At 64.9% G+C, this 17,168-nt stretch carries 14 protein-coding genes; 9 read left to right on the top strand and 5 right to left on the bottom strand.

The window, feature by feature from the left end; genetic code table 11:
- Nucleotides 1–30: 30 nt before the first annotated feature.
- Nucleotides 31–1,434, bottom strand: coding sequence for an MFS transporter (locus tag AC0L3J_RS32465; protein ID WP_473349769.1), 1,404 nt, complete (start codon nucleotides 1,432–1,434; stop codon nucleotides 31–33).
- Nucleotides 1,435–1,597: 163 nt separating this feature from the next.
- Entirely contained in the window at nucleotides 1,598–2,104 is a 507-nt protein-coding gene (locus AC0L3J_RS32460; RefSeq protein ID WP_027566868.1) for a YciE/YciF ferroxidase family protein, read from the bottom strand.
- Nucleotides 2,105–2,530: 426 nt separating this feature from the next.
- On the opposite strand from AC0L3J_RS32460, the gene AC0L3J_RS32455 reads away from it, so the two are divergent.
- From AC0L3J_RS32455 to garD, 8 genes are all read left to right on the top strand, one after another.
- Nucleotides 2,531–3,613 carry a lysylphosphatidylglycerol synthase transmembrane domain-containing protein gene (locus AC0L3J_RS32455; protein ID WP_473349768.1) on the top strand — a complete coding sequence of 361 codons (1,083 nt, stop codon included), beginning with the start codon at nucleotides 2,531–2,533 and terminating at the stop codon, nucleotides 3,611–3,613.
- Between the two features lie 155 nt (nucleotides 3,614–3,768).
- Nucleotides 3,769–5,721, top strand: a complete 1,953-nt coding sequence (locus AC0L3J_RS32450; protein WP_473349767.1) for an SGNH/GDSL hydrolase family protein — start codon at nucleotides 3,769–3,771, stop codon at nucleotides 5,719–5,721.
- Between the two features lie 271 nt (nucleotides 5,722–5,992).
- Nucleotides 5,993–7,345 (top strand): MFS transporter, encoded by a 1,353-nt coding sequence (locus tag AC0L3J_RS32445; RefSeq protein ID WP_473349766.1) that lies wholly within the window; start codon nucleotides 5,993–5,995, stop codon nucleotides 7,343–7,345.
- Nucleotides 7,346–7,467: 122 nt separating this feature from the next.
- Nucleotides 7,468–8,373 (top strand): LysR family transcriptional regulator, encoded by a 906-nt coding sequence (locus tag AC0L3J_RS32440; protein ID WP_473349765.1) that lies wholly within the window; start codon nucleotides 7,468–7,470, stop codon nucleotides 8,371–8,373.
- Nucleotides 8,374–8,497: 124 nt separating this feature from the next.
- Nucleotides 8,498–9,442: a 5-dehydro-4-deoxyglucarate dehydratase gene (gene kdgD / locus AC0L3J_RS32435; RefSeq protein WP_027518956.1), complete on the top strand. Its 945-nt coding sequence runs from the start codon at nucleotides 8,498–8,500 to the stop codon at nucleotides 9,440–9,442.
- Between the two features lie 25 nt (nucleotides 9,443–9,467).
- Nucleotides 9,468–10,811, top strand: coding sequence for a glucarate dehydratase (gudD, locus tag AC0L3J_RS32430; RefSeq protein WP_473349764.1), 1,344 nt, complete (start codon nucleotides 9,468–9,470; stop codon nucleotides 10,809–10,811).
- A 19-nt stretch (nucleotides 10,812–10,830) separates the two neighbouring features.
- Nucleotides 10,831–12,279, top strand: coding sequence for an aldehyde dehydrogenase family protein (locus AC0L3J_RS32425; protein WP_473349763.1), 1,449 nt, complete (start codon nucleotides 10,831–10,833; stop codon nucleotides 12,277–12,279).
- A gap of 123 nt (nucleotides 12,280–12,402) precedes the next feature.
- Nucleotides 12,403–13,944, top strand: a complete 1,542-nt coding sequence (gene garD, locus AC0L3J_RS32420; protein WP_473295275.1) for a galactarate dehydratase — start codon at nucleotides 12,403–12,405, stop codon at nucleotides 13,942–13,944.
- Between the two features lie 92 nt (nucleotides 13,945–14,036).
- Here the strand turns inward: garD and AC0L3J_RS32415 are convergent, their stop codons facing one another.
- From AC0L3J_RS32415 to AC0L3J_RS32405, 3 genes are all read right to left on the bottom strand, one after another.
- Nucleotides 14,037–14,393 carry a hypothetical protein gene (locus AC0L3J_RS32415; protein ID WP_473349762.1) on the bottom strand — a complete coding sequence of 119 codons (357 nt, stop codon included), beginning with the start codon at nucleotides 14,391–14,393 and terminating at the stop codon, nucleotides 14,037–14,039.
- 376 nt (nucleotides 14,394–14,769) lie between these two features.
- The gene (locus AC0L3J_RS32410) at nucleotides 14,770–15,366 is read right to left on the bottom strand and encodes a DUF2147 domain-containing protein (RefSeq protein WP_473349761.1); all 597 of its coding nucleotides are present in this window, start codon (nucleotides 15,364–15,366) and stop codon (nucleotides 14,770–14,772) included.
- 116 nt (nucleotides 15,367–15,482) lie between these two features.
- Nucleotides 15,483–16,511 carry an NAD(P)/FAD-dependent oxidoreductase gene (locus tag AC0L3J_RS32405; RefSeq protein WP_473349760.1) on the bottom strand — a complete coding sequence of 343 codons (1,029 nt, stop codon included), beginning with the start codon at nucleotides 16,509–16,511 and terminating at the stop codon, nucleotides 15,483–15,485.
- Between the two features lie 179 nt (nucleotides 16,512–16,690).
- On the opposite strand from AC0L3J_RS32405, the gene AC0L3J_RS32400 reads away from it, so the two are divergent.
- The gene (locus AC0L3J_RS32400) at nucleotides 16,691–17,158 is read left to right on the top strand and encodes an acyl-CoA thioesterase (RefSeq protein WP_085394484.1); all 468 of its coding nucleotides are present in this window, start codon (nucleotides 16,691–16,693) and stop codon (nucleotides 17,156–17,158) included.
- Nucleotides 17,159–17,168 lie beyond the last annotated feature (10 nt).

Raw genomic sequence — 17,168 nt, 5'->3', positions numbered from 1 at the left:
AACGGAAGCTGTGTTCAATCGCTCGGATTGTCATCCGCGCGCCGGCGCGCCGAGGCCGATCACGGCGGCGGCGAGCAGCAGCACGGCCGCCGACACGACCAGCGACAGGTGCAGGCCCGTCATGAACGCGCCCTCCGAGGCTACCAGCGAGCCGAACAGCGCGACGCCGAGGACGCTCCCGGTTTGTCGCGTCGCGTTCAAGACGCCCGCCGCGATACCGGAGCGCGCCTTCTCGACGCTGCCCAGCAAGGTCGAGGTCAGCGGCGGCACCAGCAGCCCAAGTCCGCTGCTGATCGCGATCATCTGCGCAAAGATCGCCCAATAGCTCGTGCCGGCTTCGATCCACAGCAGGCCGACGCAACCGAGCGCCGAGACGCAGGCGCCGACGACGATGGTCGGGCACGGGCCGATACGCTCGGCGAGGCGCGGCGCCAGCAGATTGACCGGCAGCACCACGCCCATCATCGGCACGAAGGCGAGACCGGTCCACCATGCCGACAGCCCGTTGATCCTCTGGAAATACAGGCTGAGCACGAAGATCAGGCCGTAGATCGCGATGTTGACGAGCAGGCCGACGAGCGAGGTCAGCGCGAACAGCCGGTGGCCGAACAGCGACAGCGGCAACATCGGCTGCGCCGCACGGCTCTCGCGCCAGACGAAGAGCACGGCGAGAATTGCGGCTGCGACGAAGGCCGCGACCACGGCTGGGTGGTCCCAGCCAAGCGCGCCGCCTTCGATGATCGCGCCGGCGAGTGCTCCCAGCGCGCCGATCGCGGTAAGCTGGCCGGGCAGATCGATCTCGCGCGAGCGCGCCCGCGTGGTTTCGCTGGCATAACGCCAGCTTAACCACAGGCCAACGAGCCCGACCGGCAGATTGACCAGGAAGATCGCGCGCCAACCGACCAGCGTGATCAGCGCGCCGCCGACGAAGGGGCCGGAAGTGAGCGCAAGGCTCGCACCGGCGGCCCAGATTGCAACGGCGCGGCCGCGCTCGCGGTCGTCCGGATAGGCATGATTGAGCAGGGCAAGAGAGTTCGGCACCAGGATCGCCGCCGCCAGCCCCTGGACCAGCCGCGCTGCGATCAACACGGTCGCATTGGGCGACAACGCGCAGGCAAGCGAGGCCGCGGTGAAGATGGCGAATCCCGCCATGAAGACGCGCTTGGCCCCGATGCGGTCGCCGAGCGCGCCGGCCGTCAGGATGAATGCGGCAAACGCGATGGTGTAGGCGCTGACCACCCATTGCAGCTCGGCGACGCCGCCTCCGAGCGTCCTGCCCATCGCATCGAGCGCGGTGTTGACGATGGTGACGTCAAGCTGCACCACGCCATAACCAAGGCTCATCGCGGCAAGGGTGAGGGATGTCGCAAGGCGGGAGCCGGTATGCGGCGCGCCGGCTCCGAAGGCTTCGTATTTGACGGTGCTTACTCGCATGCTGCCATCTCGGTTGCAGCCCCATGCGAACGATACGCTTCCAACTCGCCGTCATGTTACGACAACGATCGAATGATGGACGCGTGATGGACGTGATGGATATGCGCGAGCGTCGCGCGAACGGCCGCGCGACGCTCTATCCTAATCCTGGCTGGGCCTGGCCCTAGCTCGCTGCGCGCAGGTTCACCTTGCTCTCGGCGAGCGTGGTCAGCTTTTTGTCGGTCGCCTTCTCTTCTTCCAGCGTCTTGGCGAGCACGCTGGCGCAGTCGTTGCGGCCGAGCTGCTTGGCCCAGGCGATCAGGCTGCCGTAGCGGACGATCTCGTAATGCTCCGCCGCCTGTGCCGCGTTGATCAGCGCGGCGTCGAGCACCGCCTTGTCGGCGACTTCGCCGGCGGTCTCGTCGGCTTCCTCGATGATGCCATCGATCGCCGGGCAATCGACCGCCTTCACCTGCGCACCGTGCATCTTGAACACTTCCTCGAGGCGCTTGACGTGCTCCCTGGTTTCTTCGAGGTGCGTCAAAAAGCCCTGCTTCAGCTGCGGATCGGTCGCCTTATCCGCCATTTTCGGCAGAGCCTTGGTGAGCTGCTGCTCGGCGTAATAGATATCCTGGAGCTGATGCACGAACAGGTCGTTCATGGTTTTGATGTCTTTTGTGAACAATCCCATCGGTCCGATCCTCTCGGGTTGTGGGAACACGGAGGCACCGGCTTGCAGGAGAAGCCGGTTATTCCGCCATGTTCGATTGCTGATGCGGCACTAACCAGCGCAGGGCATCGTCGTTCCAAAAAAGCCCGCATCCCTTGCGCTGGAACAATGCTGGCCGTGCAGGATCTGAGACCATGTCACGGACGGACGCGACCGATCCCACGACTCATATGCTTAACGCGCGCCCGATGTGAACCGCGTATGACAAAGTGGCTGGTCCAAGCTGGTCCAACGCAGAACCTATCCTTGTCAAGGGCTGCACAAGTCACTGTTTTTGCCTTAAATGAGCTACATCATGCCTAGCGATCCAAGCCCACATCGGGCACTGATCGCATCCGACCGGCCAATGTCTGGCCTGGTCGGTCTTGCCCCCCGCCGGGAGGATGAATGCACGGACTGCTGACCGCGCTGAAGCGCGGCTTCACGAGATGGATCGGCTGGCGGCGACTCGGCGTTGCGGCGAGCGTCTTCATCATCACGTTCGCGATCACTACGCTGGTACGTACGCTCAAGGGCATCGACACCGGGGTCATCCTGACTGCGTTGACCGAGATCCCCCGCGGTAACATCGGGCTGGCGGCGATCTGCGTATGCTTCGCGTTCTGTACGCTGACCTTCTACGATTATTTTGCACTGCGAACGATCGGCAAGAAGCACGTGCCCTATCGCATCGCAGCGCTCTCCAGCTTCACATCGTATTCAATCGGCCACAATATCGGCGCCACCGTCTTCACCGGCGGCGCGATCCGCTTCCGGATCTATTCGGATTACGGGCTGAATGCGATCGACGTCGCAAAGATCTGCTTCCTGTCGGGCCTGACCTTCTGGCTCGGTAACATCTTCGTGCTCTCGATCGGCATGGCCATCCATCCGGATGCCGCCTCCTACATGGATCAGCTGCCGTCGTCGATCAACCGGCTGATTGCGCTCGGCGGCCTCGCCTCAATCGGCGCGTATCTGGTCTGGCTGTGCATGGGCGAGAAGCGCCGCGAGCTGGGCCAGAAGGGCTGGAAGGTGGTACTGCCGTCAGCGCCGCTGACGCTGGTGCAGATCCTGATCGGTGTCGTCGACCTCGGATTCTGCGCGCTGGCGATGTACCTTCTGGTGCCGGCCACGCCGCAGATCGACTTCCTGTCGCTCTCCGTGGTGTTCATTTTGGCGACATTGCTCGGCTTTGCCAGCCACGCCCCCGGTTCGCTCGGCGTGTTCGACGCCGCCATGCTGGTGGCGCTGCCGGAGTTCGGCCGCGAGCAGCTTCTGGCCACGCTCCTTGTCTTCCGCATCCTCTATTTCGTGATCCCGTTCGGACTGGCCATCTCCATCATGGGCACACGCGAGCTCTGGATGAATGTGGTGGAGCCCTGGCAGGAGCGCCGAAGGCTGGCGGAGGCCTGCGCGCAGGCCAACCTGCCCAAGCAGGTGGCGGCGATGGAGCGCGAGCGGTCGCTGCGGCAGGCCAGCAAACGCTGAGCATGATCCGGAAAAAGTGCGAAGCGGTTTTCCGGAAAGGTCATGCTCGAACGATAGTCCGCTAGACGCCGGCCGGCAAAACCGTCAGACCAATGTTGCAGGCGGAGAGCAGCTCTCTTATTTCCGCCTCAACTTTGCCGTTGAAAATGCGGGCCATGATCCCTGTATCCCTTCGCCGTTTCCTCGCCGGTGCCCTGCTGCTCGCCGGGCTCCTCACCGCCTTGCCGCTGAAACAGGCGGCCGCGCAGGACGCGGGCGCCCTGCAGATCAGCTGGGAGGTGCGCAACCGCTTCCGGCTGTTCCGCGAGGAGCGCGACTTCCTGCTCCACGTCGAGAACGCGCGTAACCGCAGCATCCTCGCCGCCGAGCAATCGCTGGAGCTCCAGAGCGAGGGCCGCGGCTGGGCCCGCAACATGGTCAACCGGCTCTGCATCGACCTTCAGGGGCGGGTCAACCAGCCCTGCACCCGCGACAACACGAAGGAAAACTACCTCACCCCCCTCGACCATCCCGTCACTGTGCGCCTCGCCGGCGCGGTGCCGGTCGGCGCCACCTGCGCCTGGTCGTTCGACGACGGCGACGGGCCGCAGCAATCCACCTTCGACTGCGCCGAGCCGATCAATCTGCGGGTCCGCTACGGCAAGCAGACGGTCGCGAGCGTCGACGTCTCCTCCGGCTCCGATCCGACCCAGCGGGTCCAGACCGAGATCCAGGTCCGCGACATCTTCGTCGCTGGCCTCGGAGACAGCATCGCCTCGGGCGAAGGCAATCCGGACCGGCCGCTGGCGCTGTCGGACGAAGGTTTTTGCTTCCGCTCCTATCTCGGCACCGCCGGCGCGCAGTATTACCGGCCGAGCCGCGCCGGCTTCAAGGGCGGCCGCGCCTGCGAAGCGCCGGATACGCTTGCCAACTGGCAGCGCTACAGCGCGCTCTGGTTCAACTCGCCCTGCCACCGATCGCTCTACAGCTACCAGGCCCGCACCGCGCTGGCGCTCGCGGTACGCTACACCCACATCGCGGTAACCTTTCTGCCGCTCGCCTGCACTGGCGCCAGCATCAGCGACGGGCTGCTCGGCTCGCAGCGTGCCCGTGAATGCCCGCCCGGCAAGACCGGCGTCTGCAACATCAGCGTGAACGCGCAGGTCGCCGAGCTGCGCGAGGCGCTGACCGCCGCTAAGAAACGGCAGCCAGAGCGCACGCTCGACCTCGTGCTGCTCTCGGTCGGCGCCAACGACGTCTATTTCTCGGGCCTCGTCGCCGACGTTATCGTCGAGACCGCAACCGAGCGCGCGATATTCCGGCGCTCCGGCGTGATGGCGAGCGTCGATGATTCCCGCGATGCGCTGGCGCGCGAACTGCCGCAGAATTTCGTCAAGCTGCGCGAGGCGCTGAAGCCGCTGGTCGGCGGCGACCTCTCGCATGTGGTCTACGTCTCTTACGCCAACCCGGCGCTCGCCGATGGCGGCGTGCCCTGCCGCGGCGGCCGCGCCGGCTTCGACATCCATCCGTCCTTCAACGCCGATCCGCAGCGCCTCGCCCGCGTTTCGACCTTCGTCGACACCGAATTCCTGCCGCAACTGAAGGGGCTCGCCACCTGCACCCGCGGCGCGCTGTGCCGCGATCCCGAGGCCGACCGCATGACCTTCGTGGATTCACATCAGGCGGCGTTCGCCGATCACGGCTTCTGCGCGCATTCGGGCAACGATCCCGAATTCGACCGCACCTGCTTTGCCGAGAACGGCCAGAGCTTCAATCCCGACATCGTGAGCGCGGCGAGCCAGCCGATGCTGTGCGGCCGCGGCGCCTCCGAATTCCGCGCCTATCTGCCGCGCGCGCGCTGGATCCGCGACGCCAATGACAGCTATTTCGCCGCGATGACCTATCCGCAAGGCTTGCCGGCAGCAAGCCAGCCGACCGACATCCACGACGCGACCTGGGGCGTGCTCTCCGCCGTCTATGGCGGCGCCGTGCATCCGAGCGCCGAAGGCCACGCCGCGATGGCGGACGCGGCACTGCCGGCCGCAAGCGCCGTGCTGGGGCTGGATGCGGCACCGCCGGGCGTGACACGCGGGCTGCTCGCGCCGCTGCTGCCGGGCGTACGGCAGTAGACGCAAAGCGGGCTCTCTCCACATCGTCATTGCGAGCGCAGCGAAGCAATCCAGAGTCTTTCCGCGGTGGAATTCTGGATTGCTTCGCTGCGCTCGCAATGACGAGGTTGGGGCTCACGTCTCGGCACTCTCTCACAATCGTTCCTCCCACCTGCCGTTCCATCCATCCAAAAACGGCATCGATCGATACTGCCTTGAACTTGGACACTCTGCCGCGCGCACCTCTAGGAGTCGCAGTGGGGAAACGTTTCGAGTTCTAAGGAGGCGCGCAATGAGCGCAGTGATGTCCGCAGCGGACGTGAGAAGGTCTCGCGTCAGGCTGTTCATCGTGACCATGCTGTTCCTGGTCACGACCGTCAATTATGCCGACCGCGCCACGCTGTCGATCGCGGGCCCCGCGCTCTCCAGGGAGCTGCATCTCGATCCGGTCGCGATGGGCTACATCTTCTCGGCGTTCGGATGGTCCTATGTGATCGCGCAGGTGCCGGGCGGCTGGCTGCTCGACCGCTACGGCTCCCGGCTCGTCTATGCCTTCAGCATCATCGTCTGGTCGCTGTTCACGACGCTGCAGGGCTGGGTCGGCTTCTTCAGCGCTGGCACCGCGATCACCGTGCTGTTCGGCCTGCGCTTCCTCGTCGGTATCGCCGAAGCGCCGTCTTTCCCCGCCAATGCTCGCATCGTCGCGGCCTGGTTTCCGAGCAACGAGCGCGGCACCGCGTCGGCCTTCTTCAATTCCGGGCAGTATTTCGCGACCGTGATCTTCGCACCGTTGATGGGCTGGATCGCGCATGATTACGGCTGGCGCTACGTGTTCTTCGTGATGGGCGCGCTCGGAATCGTCATGGGCCTGGTCTGGATCAAGACGATCTATGGCCCGAAGGAGCACCCCGGCATCAACGAGGCTGAGTTCGACTACATCAAGGACGGCGGCGCGCTGGTCGATCTCGACGCGCCCAAAGACGATCTGAAGCAAGAGCGCGCGCCCGAGGCCGGCTCCGGGTGGGACCATATCCGCCAGCTGCTCTCCAACCGCATGATGCTCGGCGTCTATCTCGGCCAGTACTGCATCAACACGCTGACCTACTTCTTCCTGACCTGGTTCCCGGTCTACCTGGTCAAGGAGCGCGGTCTGTCGATCCTGCAAGCCGGCTTCGTCGCGACACTACCGGCGCTGTGCGGCTTCATCGGCGGCGTGCTCGGCGGCGTCATCTCCGACGCGATCCTGCGCAAGACCGGCTCGCTGACGATGGCGCGCAAGATCCCGATCGTCGGCGGCATGCTGCTGTCGATGTCGATCATCGCCTGCAACTATGTCGACGGCCAGGCGCTGGTGGTCGGCTTCATGGCGCTCGCGTTCTTCGGCAAGGGCATCGGCGCGCTCGGCTGGGCTGTCGTCTCCGACACCTCGCCGAAGGAAGCCGGCGGCGTCTCGGGCGGCCTGTTCAACACCTTCGGCAATCTCTCCTCGATCAGCACCCCGATCGTGATCGGCTACATCCTGGCCGCGACCGGCTCGTTCAACGGGGCGCTGATATTCGTCGGCGCCAATGCGCTGGTGGCCGCATTCGCCTATCTCGTGGTCGTCGGCAAGATCGAGCGCGTGGTGCTCAAACGTTCCTCCTGAGGGCTCCCATGGGAGCTTGACCAGGCAACTTAACGGCGGCTTCACGGCCGCCGTCTTTGTTTTGGGAGTAATCGATGCTAGAAGCGCCGGGGAAACGCCTTATCCATCTAAGGCATGTATCGATGTTCGACCTCAACCAGCTCCGCTGTTTCGTCACGGTGGCGGAGGAATTGCATTTCGGCCGCGCCGCCGCGCGACTGAACATGACCCAGCCGCCGCTGTCCCGGCAAATCCAGGTGCTCGAGCACATCATCGATGCGCCGCTGCTGGAGCGTACCAGCCGCTCGGTACGCCTGACGCCGGCCGGGCGCAGCTTCCTGCCGGAAGCGCGGCGCATCCTGAAGCTTGCGGAAAGCGCCTCGCAGGTGGCACGCCGTATCGCGCTCGGCAAGTCCGGCTCGCTCAAAATCGGCTTCACCGCGGCCGCGGCCTACGGCTTCCTCCCCGAGCTCGTCGCCGCCTGCCGCGCCAAGCTGCCCGAGGTGGACTTCTCGCTGAAGGAGATGGTGTCGGGCGACCAGTTCGAGGCGCTGACCTCGGGCCAGATCGACGCCGGCCTGCTCAGGCCTCCGATCGCGCGCCCCGAAATCGCCAGCCGCCGCGTCGTCGCCGAGCCCCTGCTCGCCGCGATCCCGAAAAAGCATCCGCTGGCGAATGCCGAGACCATCACGATCAGGGATTTCGACAACCAGCCCTTCGTGATGTATTCGCCCTATGAGAGCCGCTACTTTCACGACGTGCTGGTGGCGCTGTTCACCCGCGCCGACATCCTGCCGCGCTATGTCCAGCACCTGAGCCAGATCCACTCGATCCTCGCCATGGTGCGCGCCGGCCTTGGCCTTGCCATCGTGCCGGCGGCGGCGGCGAGCCTGAAAATCGCGGACGTCCGCCTGCGGCCGCTGAAGCTGCGCACCCGCGTCCCGGTCGAGCTGTTCATGGTCTGGCGCCGCGACGACGAGAATCCGCTGCTGTCGGCGCTCGTCAAGATCGCGAGCGAATTGTCCTCGGCGGAGGTGATGGAAGATTGATGCTGATTTCGCATCGGTCGATATAGGCTTTGGCTTGGACCCGCATCGAACGGTCTCCTAAACCACGGCGCATGGACGCGCAGCCTTTGCGTCCTCCACAACACGAGACCAGGGAGCAGCGCCCATGAGCAAGATGACCCCGCAGGAAATGGCCCAGAAGATCGGATCCGGCCTGCTGTCTTTCCCCGTCACGCCGTTCAAGGCGGATTACTCCTTCGACGAGACGACCTACCGCGCCAACATGGACTGGCTCTGCGGCTATGACGTCGCAGGCCTGTTCGCCGCCGGCGGCACCGGCGAGTTCTTCTCGCTAACCGCCGCCGAGGTTCCGCAGGTGGTCAAGATCGCCGTGGACGAGACCAAGGGCCGCGTGCCCGTGCTCGCCGGCACCGGCTACGGCACCGCCACCGCGCGCGAGATCGCGATCGGCGCGGAGAAGGCCGGCGCCGACGGCTTGTTGCTGCTGCCGCCCTATCTCACCCATGCCGAGCAGGACGGCCTTGCTGCCCACGTGGAAGCGATCTGCGCCTCCGTGAAGATCGGCGTCATCGTCTACAACCGCGACAACGCCATCCTCCAGCCCGATACGCTCGCCCGCCTCGCGGAACGCTGCCCCAACCTCGTCGGCTACAAGGACGGCATCGGCGACATCGAGCTGATGACCCGCGTCTACACCAAGCTCGGCGACCGCCTGACCTATATCGGCGGCCTGCCGACCGCGGAGACCTTCGCGCTGCCCTATCTCGACATGGGCGTGACCACTTACTCCTCGGCGGTGTTCAACTTCGTTCCGGAATTCGCCACCAATTTCTACGCCGCCGTGCGCAAGCGCGACCACGCGACGATCCACGCCGGGCTGAAGGACTTCATTCTGCCGCTGATCGCGATCCGCAACCGCAAGAAGGGCTATGCGGTCTCGATCATCAAGGCGGGCATGAAGGTGATCGGACGCGATTCCGGCCCGGTTCGCCCGCCGCTGACCGACCTCACCGAGCAGGAGATCGCGGAAGTCACGGCGCTCGTGAAGAATCTGCCCGCCATCCGATCGTCACAACAGGCTGCAGAATAACAGACGACACAGGGAGGAGCCTGCGATGGCCAAGACCGAGATCACTGGCGCACCGGTCGTCACCGCGATGCAGGTGATTCCGGTTGCAGGCCGTGACAGCATGCTCCTCAATCTGAGCGGCGCGCATGCGCCGTTCTTCACCCGCAACATCGTCATCCTCACCGACAATGCCGGTCACACCGGCGTCGGCGAGGTGCCTGGCGGGCAGAAGATCTGGCAGACGCTGCAGGACGCCCGTGATCTCGTGATCGGCAAGACCGTCGGTGCGATGAACAACATCCTCGCCGATATCCGGACCGCATTCGCCGATCGCGATGCCGGCGGCCGCGGTAAGCAGACTTTCGATCTCCGCGTCATGATCCACGCCGTCACGGCCGTGGAGTCGGCGCTGCTCGATCTGCTCGGTCAACATCTCAACCTGCCTGTCGCAGCCCTGCTCGGCGACGGCCAGCAGCGCACCAGCGTCGAGACACTGGGCTATCTCTTCTTCGTCGGCGACTGGCGCAAATCCAAGCTGGACTACGTCAGCGGCGAGACCGGCAAGAGCGAATGGTTCAACCTCCGTCATCAGCAGGCGATGACGCCGGAAACCGTGGTGCGGCTCGCGGAATCGACCCACGACCATTACGGCTTCGCCGATTTCAAGCTCAAAGGCGGCGTGCTGCGCGGCGAGCAGGAGATCGAGGCCGTCACCGCGATCGCCAGGCGCTTTCCGAATGCGCGCGTGACCCTGGATCCGAACGGCGCATGGTCGCTCGACGAGGCCGTCAGCCTCTGCAAGGACATGCACGGGATCCTAGCCTATGCCGAGGATCCCTGCGGCGCCGAAGGCGGCTTCTCCGGCCGTGAGATCATGGCCGAGTTCCGCCGGGCGACTGGCCTGCCGACTGCGACCAACATGATCGCGACCGACTGGCGGCAATTGTCCCATGCGCTGCGCCTCGGCGCTGTGGACATTCCGCTGGCCGATCCCCATTTCTGGACCATGCAAGGCTCGGTGCGCGTGGCCCAGACCTGCCGCGACAACGGCTTGACCTGGGGTTCGCACTCCAACAACCATTTCGACATCTCGCTCGCCATGTTCACCCATGTCGGCGCCGCCGCCCCCGGCAAGGTCACCGCGATCGACACGCACTGGATCTGGCAGGATGGCCAGGCCCTGACCAAGGAGCCACTCCAGATCAAGGGCGGCAAGATCGCCGTGCCTGAGAGGCCGGGCCTGGGTATCGAAATCGACAGGGCCGCCATCGACGCCGCGCATGACCTCTACAAGCAGCATGGACTCGGCGCCCGCGATGACGCTATTGCCATGCAGGACCTGATCCCCGGCTGGACCTTCGACGACAAGCGTCCCTGCCTCGTGCGTTAGAAAATTCGGAGGAAGAGATATGACTGCGATCCTGAAGAACTTCATCGGCGGCGAATGGGTCGATGGCTCCGCCGTCACCAAGAACATCAACCCCTCCAACACCAACGACGTCGTCGGCGAATACGCCAAGGCCGACAAGGCACAGACCGAGAAGGCCATCGCAGCCGCCAAGGCCGCCTTCCCCGCCTGGGCGCAGTCGACGCCGCAGGCGCGCTACGACGCGCTGAACAAGATTTCGCTCGAGATTATCGCACGCAAGGAAGAGCTCGGCCGCCTGCTCGCCCGCGAGGAAGGCAAGACCCTGCCGGAAGGCATCGGCGAGGTCGCCCGCGCCGGCCAGATTTTTGCGTTCTTCGCCGGCGAGGCGCTGCGCATGATCGGCGAGAAGGGTGCTTCCGTCCGTCCCGGCATCGACGTCGAGCTCACCCGTGAGCCGATGGGCGTCGTCGGCATGATCACGCCCTGGAATTTCCCGATCGCGATCCCCGCCTGGAAGATCGCCCCGGCGCTCTGCTATGGCAACACCGTGGTGTTCAAGCCTGCCGAGCTGGTGCCGGGCTCGGCGCATGCGCTGTCCGAGATCATCACCCGCTCCGGCATCCCGTCCGGCGTGTTCAACCTCGTGGTCGGCTCGGGCTCCGTGGTCGGCCAGACCCTGATCGAGCATCCCGACGTCGCCGCGATCACCTTCACCGGCTCGGTGCAGACCGGCCGCAAGATCGCGCAGGCCTGCGTGACCTCGAGCAACATGAAGAAATTCCAGCTCGAGATGGGCGGCAAGAACCCGCTGGTCGTGCTCGACGACGCCGATCTCAAGACAGCCGTCGAAGTCGCCGTCAACGGCGCCTATTTCTCCACCGGCCAGCGCTGCACCGCCTCCTCGCGCCTGATCGTCACCGAAGGCATCCATGACCGCTTCGTTGCGGCGATGACCGAGCGCCTGAAGGGCCTGACGGTGGACGACGCGCTCAAGGCCGGCGTGCATATCGGCCCCGTGGTCGACCAGAGCCAGCTCGACCAGGACCTGCGCTACATCAAGATCGGCCAGGACGAGGGTGCCAAGCTCGCCTGGGGCGGCGAGTTGCTCAAGCGCGAAACGCCCGGCCACTACCTGCAGCCGGCGCTGTTCACGGAAGCCAACAACAACATGCGGATCGCGCGCGAAGAAATCTTCGGGCCGGTGGCGACCGTCATTCGCGCCAAGAACTACGAGGAGGCGCTGGCGATCTCCAACGACACCGAGTTCGGCCTTGCCTCCGGCATCTGCACCACCAGCCTGAAATACGCCTCGCACTACAAGCGCAACAGCGAGTCCGGCATGGTGATGGTCAATCTGCCGACCGCCGGCGTCGACTATCACGTGCCGTTCGGCGGCCGGAAAGGTTCGAGCTACGGCGCCCGCGAACAGGGCTCTTACGCGCGCGAGTTCTACACGGCGGTGAAGACCGCCTATACCTATCCTGGCTAACCACGGGCAAGATATCGTAGGGTGGGCAAAGCAAAGCGTGCCCACCGCTTACGTTCGGTGTGAAAATGGTGGGCACGGCGCCTTGCGCCTTTGCCCACCCTACGGCTTCGGAGGCAAGCGCAGATGGACCAGTCAGTCGCCGCGAAAGAACAGCCCCGCTACATCAAGCTCAACGAGCGCGACAACGTCGCGATTGTTGTCAATGATTTCGGGCTTCCCGCCGGCTCCCGCTTCGCCAGCGGGCTGACGCTGCGCGCCTTCGTGCCGCAAGGACACAAGACGGCGCTGGTCGACATCCCGCAGGATGCCCCGATCATCCGCTACGGCGAGGTGATCGGCCACGCGCTCGCGCCGATCCTGGCCGGCGAATGGGTGGACGAAGCGCGCATCCGCATGCCGGAGGCCCCTGCCCTCGACAAGCTGGAAATCTCGACCGCCGTTCCCGCGCCGCTGCCGCCCCTCGAAGGTTTCACGTTCGAAGGCTTTCGCAATTCCGACGGCTCGGTCGGCACCAAGAACATCCTCGGCATCTCCTCCTCCGTGCAATGCGTCAAGGGCACGATGGAATATGCGGTGAAGCGCATCCGCGCCGAGCTGCTGCCGAAATACCCGAATGTCGACGACGTCGTGCCGCTGACGCACGCCTATGGCTGTGGCGTCGCCATCAACGCGCCCGACGCCGTGATTCCGATCCGCACGCTGCAAAACATCGCGCAGAACCCGAATTTCGGCGGCGAGATCCTGGTCATCAGCTTGGGATGCGAAAAGCTCGCGCCCGAGCGTCTGGTGCCGGAAGGCGTCAGCAATGCCATCGTCCGCATGCAGGACGAAGCCTTCGATGGTTTTGGCGCCATCGTCGATGCCATCATGACCCAGGCCGAAGCCCGCCTGAAGATCCTCAACAAGCGCACCCGCGAGACCTGCCCGGCCGCCGATCTCGTCATCGGCCTGCAATGCGGTGGCAGCGACGCCTTCTCGGGCGTCACCGCGAACCCTGCGGTCGGCTTCGCCGCCGACCTGCTGGTGCGCGCCGGCGCCACCGTGATGTTCTCGGAAGTCACCGAAGTGCGCGACGCGATCCAGCTGCTCACGCGACGCGCCATCAACGAGGACGTCGGCCGCGCGCTGGTCCGCGAGATGGCCTGGTACGATTCCTATCTGGCCCGCGGCGGCGCGGACCGCAGCGCCAACACCACGCCCGGCAACAAGAAGGGCGGCCTCGCGAATATCGTCGAGAAGTCGCTCGGCTCGATCGTCAAGTCCGGATCAAGCGCGATCACCGGCGTCCTCTCGCCCGGCGAGAAGGCGACGCAGAAGGGCATGCTGTTTGCGGCAACGCCGGCGTCCGACTTCATCTGCGGCACGCTCCAGCTCGCCTCCGGCATGACACTGCAGGTGTTCACCACCGGCCGCGGTACGCCCTATGGCCTTGCGGCTGCGCCCGTGATCAAGGTCGCCACCCGCAGCGAGCTCGCGCGACGCTGGAAGGACCTGATCGATTTCGATGCCGGCGGCATCGCCACCGGCGAGAAGACCATCGAGGAGACCGGCTGGGACCTGTTCCGCCTGATCCTCGACGTCGCCAGCGGCCGCACGCAACCCTGGTCGGATCGCTGGGGCATCCACAACGATTTGACGCTGTTCAATCCGGCGCCGGTGACCTGAGCGCTGCAGGCGGACACTGCCTTCGCCGCCCGGATGCGTTGGTGCGAGAGTCTCGTTTCGGCGCGACGCATCGCCCGTGATCACGCTGCAGTCTACGTCATGCTGCCCGGCATGAAGCAGCGCACGCGCGGATGACCGTCGATGTAGTGCTTCCACACCATGGTGCGGCCGATCTTGTTCGGCACGGTAATGACGGCGCCGTCGGGCACGACGACCCATTCACCCTCGAGATGCACGCGATAACGGCCCTTGTCGGATTCCCAGTCGACATCGGCGACCACATAGCCGTCGGCATCCGAGCAGCATTGGCCGTATTCGCTGTGCAGGCTCTCGAACCAGGGCTTGAGCGGCGAGTTGGCGTAGCGGCCGTCGTCGCGCGCCATCGTCGGGGCGGTCAGCAGCACCGTCAGGACCAGCAGCATGGCGGCACGCGATATTGCACGTCTCATGTCGTCTCCGCGGATCGAGGTCATCGCCGCGGGGCGATAGCTGCCGTCCGCCTCCGCGACTCGGCGAAGGCGTCAAAGGACGGCGACTCATCCCCCAACAGCTTTGCGGATAGCTATGCAAATCCGGCGCCAGCGCGCATTCCGGGGAACTACTGGCGCGCGTCCCGCATCCGTTCGTCTTTCGAGGGGTATGATCGCTACGCGCGCGCCAAGATCTCCTGTGTCTCAGCCGGCCGCATGCGCGATTGCGCACGGGGGGACACCGCGCAACAACGCGGAGAGGCTGCGGCGTACTGGAGTCCCCCGCCTTGGCGGGCAATGGACGGCAATGTGTGGAGCTACGGAAGTACGGGCGCCATAGCGCGCGACGTAGACCCTACTGCTTCGGCGCCGGCGCCATCATCGCGCCGCCCTTCTTCGCCGCGGGCACGGGCTTGGTCGCGGCGGTCGTTGGCGCCGGGAGATATTTCGCGACGATGGCGGGATCGACCTGCGCGATGTTGGCGTCGGGAAGACGCGTCCAGGTCTCGTCCTTGCCGAACAGGGAAATGCCGAGGAAGCCGCGCATCGTCAGCGTCTGCCCATCCGGACTGACCGTCATCTTGGCCTTCCAGATGTTGCCGTCGCGCGGATTGACCACGTTGCCGCCGTCATACTTCAAGCCGTCGCGCTTCATGTCGCGGATGAAGGAGAGCCCGAGCACCGGCGCGTTCTTGCGATCGTCCGTGCATTTCGCGCAGATCTCGTTCGGGTCGTCGCCGGGCCGCGGAAAGGTTTTCGCGATGACGCCTTCGAAGATGCCGTTGTGGTCGATGAAGAGAAACCATCCCACCGTCTTGCCGTCTTCGACCTTCTGCCACAGGCCAGCGGCGGTTGGCTGCTGCACTTGCGCCACAACGGGGCTCACCGCACCGAGCGCCATCGCGAGCGCGAGGAATGAGAACAGCCGAAAGCTGGAAAAGAGAGTCCGCATTATCATCACCTTGCTGAGCCAATCGCCTTGCTAAGCCGCCTACCGCAATGGCCCCAGACTACGGCGATTTCGCGAACTGTTCCAGCACCAGAAACATGGGGCATCGCCCGCCGCCGTCAGTTGACGCCGAGCTTCTTTTGCAGGCTGGAGGACGAGGTCGTATACTGGAACACGAGCCGCTTCTCCGGATAAACGTAGCGATGGGCTTTTTGCGACATCAGCGCACCCTCGTGGAAGCCGCACAGGATCAGCTTGATCTTGCCGGGATAGGTGTTGATGTCGCCGATCGCGAAGATGCCTGGCACGTTGGTCTCGAACGCGGACGTCTCGACCGGCACCAGATTGTTCTCCAGCGCGATGCCCCAGTTCGCGACCGGCCCGAGCTTCATGGTCAAGCCGAAGAACGGCAGCATGGTGTCGCAGGTGATTTCGCTGACGCTGTTGTCGTTGCCCTTCACGGTGGCGCCGCTCAGCTTGCCCTCGTTGCCTGACAGCGCGGTGACCTGGCCGAGGCGCAGATCCATCTTGCCGGCCGTGACCAGCGCGCGCATCTGCTCGACGCTGTGGGGGGCGGCGCGAAAATCGTCGCGACGGTGCAAGAGCGTGATGCGCTTGGCGATCGGATGCAGATTGAGCGTCCAGTCGAGCGCGGAATCGCCGCCGCCCACGATCAGCACGTTCTTGTCGCGGAACGTCTCCATCTTGCGCACGGCGTAGTGCACCGAGCTTCCTTCATAGGCTTCGATCCCCGGCACCGGGGGACGCTTGGGCTGAAACGAGCCGCCGCCAGCAGCGATCACCAGCACCTTGCATTCGAACACCTTGCCGGCGTCCGTCGTGCAGCGGAACAGAGGATCGCCGATCTTCTCCACAGTCTCGATCATCTCGCCGAGATGGAAGGTCGGATGGAACGGCTTGATCTGCTCCATCAGCGCATCGGTGAGGCCCTGCCCCGAAACCTGCGGAATGCCGGGAATGTCGTAGATCGGCTTTTCCGGATAGAGTTCTGCGCACTGGCCGCCGACCTTGTCGAGGATGTCGACGAAATGCGTCTTCATGTCGAGAAGGCCCAGCTCGAAGGCGGCGAACAGACCGCAGGGGCCGGCGCCAATAATCAGCACATCGGTTTTGATCGCGTCGCTCATGTCGTCTCTTTGTCGGTCGTTCGGTGGACGGCGCCCTGTGGGCCGAGGTGACCCTGCCTGTCTAGCCAACGGGGATGGATCAGGGAAGGCATAAAAGCGGGAGCGCCCCGCAGCCGCGCCCACTTGCCGGGTCAGGATAACTGGGCTGTAACCAGCAACGATATGACGGAGATCAATCGGTGAACGCACCAAGCCGCCTCGATACGACGCCGCGCCTGGAGGACTATCCTTTTCGCCTCAGCGACAATGTCCGCTTCGGCGATCTCGACCCCAACCAGCACGTCAACAACGCGGTCTACGCCACCTATTTCGAGACCGGCCGCGTCACGCTGATGAAGCTCCCGGAATACGGCCTGACGCCGCCCGGACTTGCCTGGATCATGGTGCGGCTCGACATCCATTTTCGCGCGGAGCTGCACTGGCCGAACACGATCGAGCTCGGCCTCGGCGTCGTGAAGCTGGGACGAACGTCGGTGACGTTCGAGCAGGTGGTGTTTTCGGAAGGGAAGTGCATTGCATCGGCGACATCGGTCGCCGTGATGATCGACGAAGCGTCGCGCCGGCCAACGCCGCTGATCGCGGAAGTGCTCGAGAAGCTCAGGCCCTGGCACAAGCGCGGCATCGAGGTCGCGCCGCCCAGCACATGATAGCTAAGAG

Source organism: Bradyrhizobium sp. Kon37 (assembly GCF_055807535.1).
This window is presented reverse-complemented; position numbering and strand designations above follow the sequence as displayed.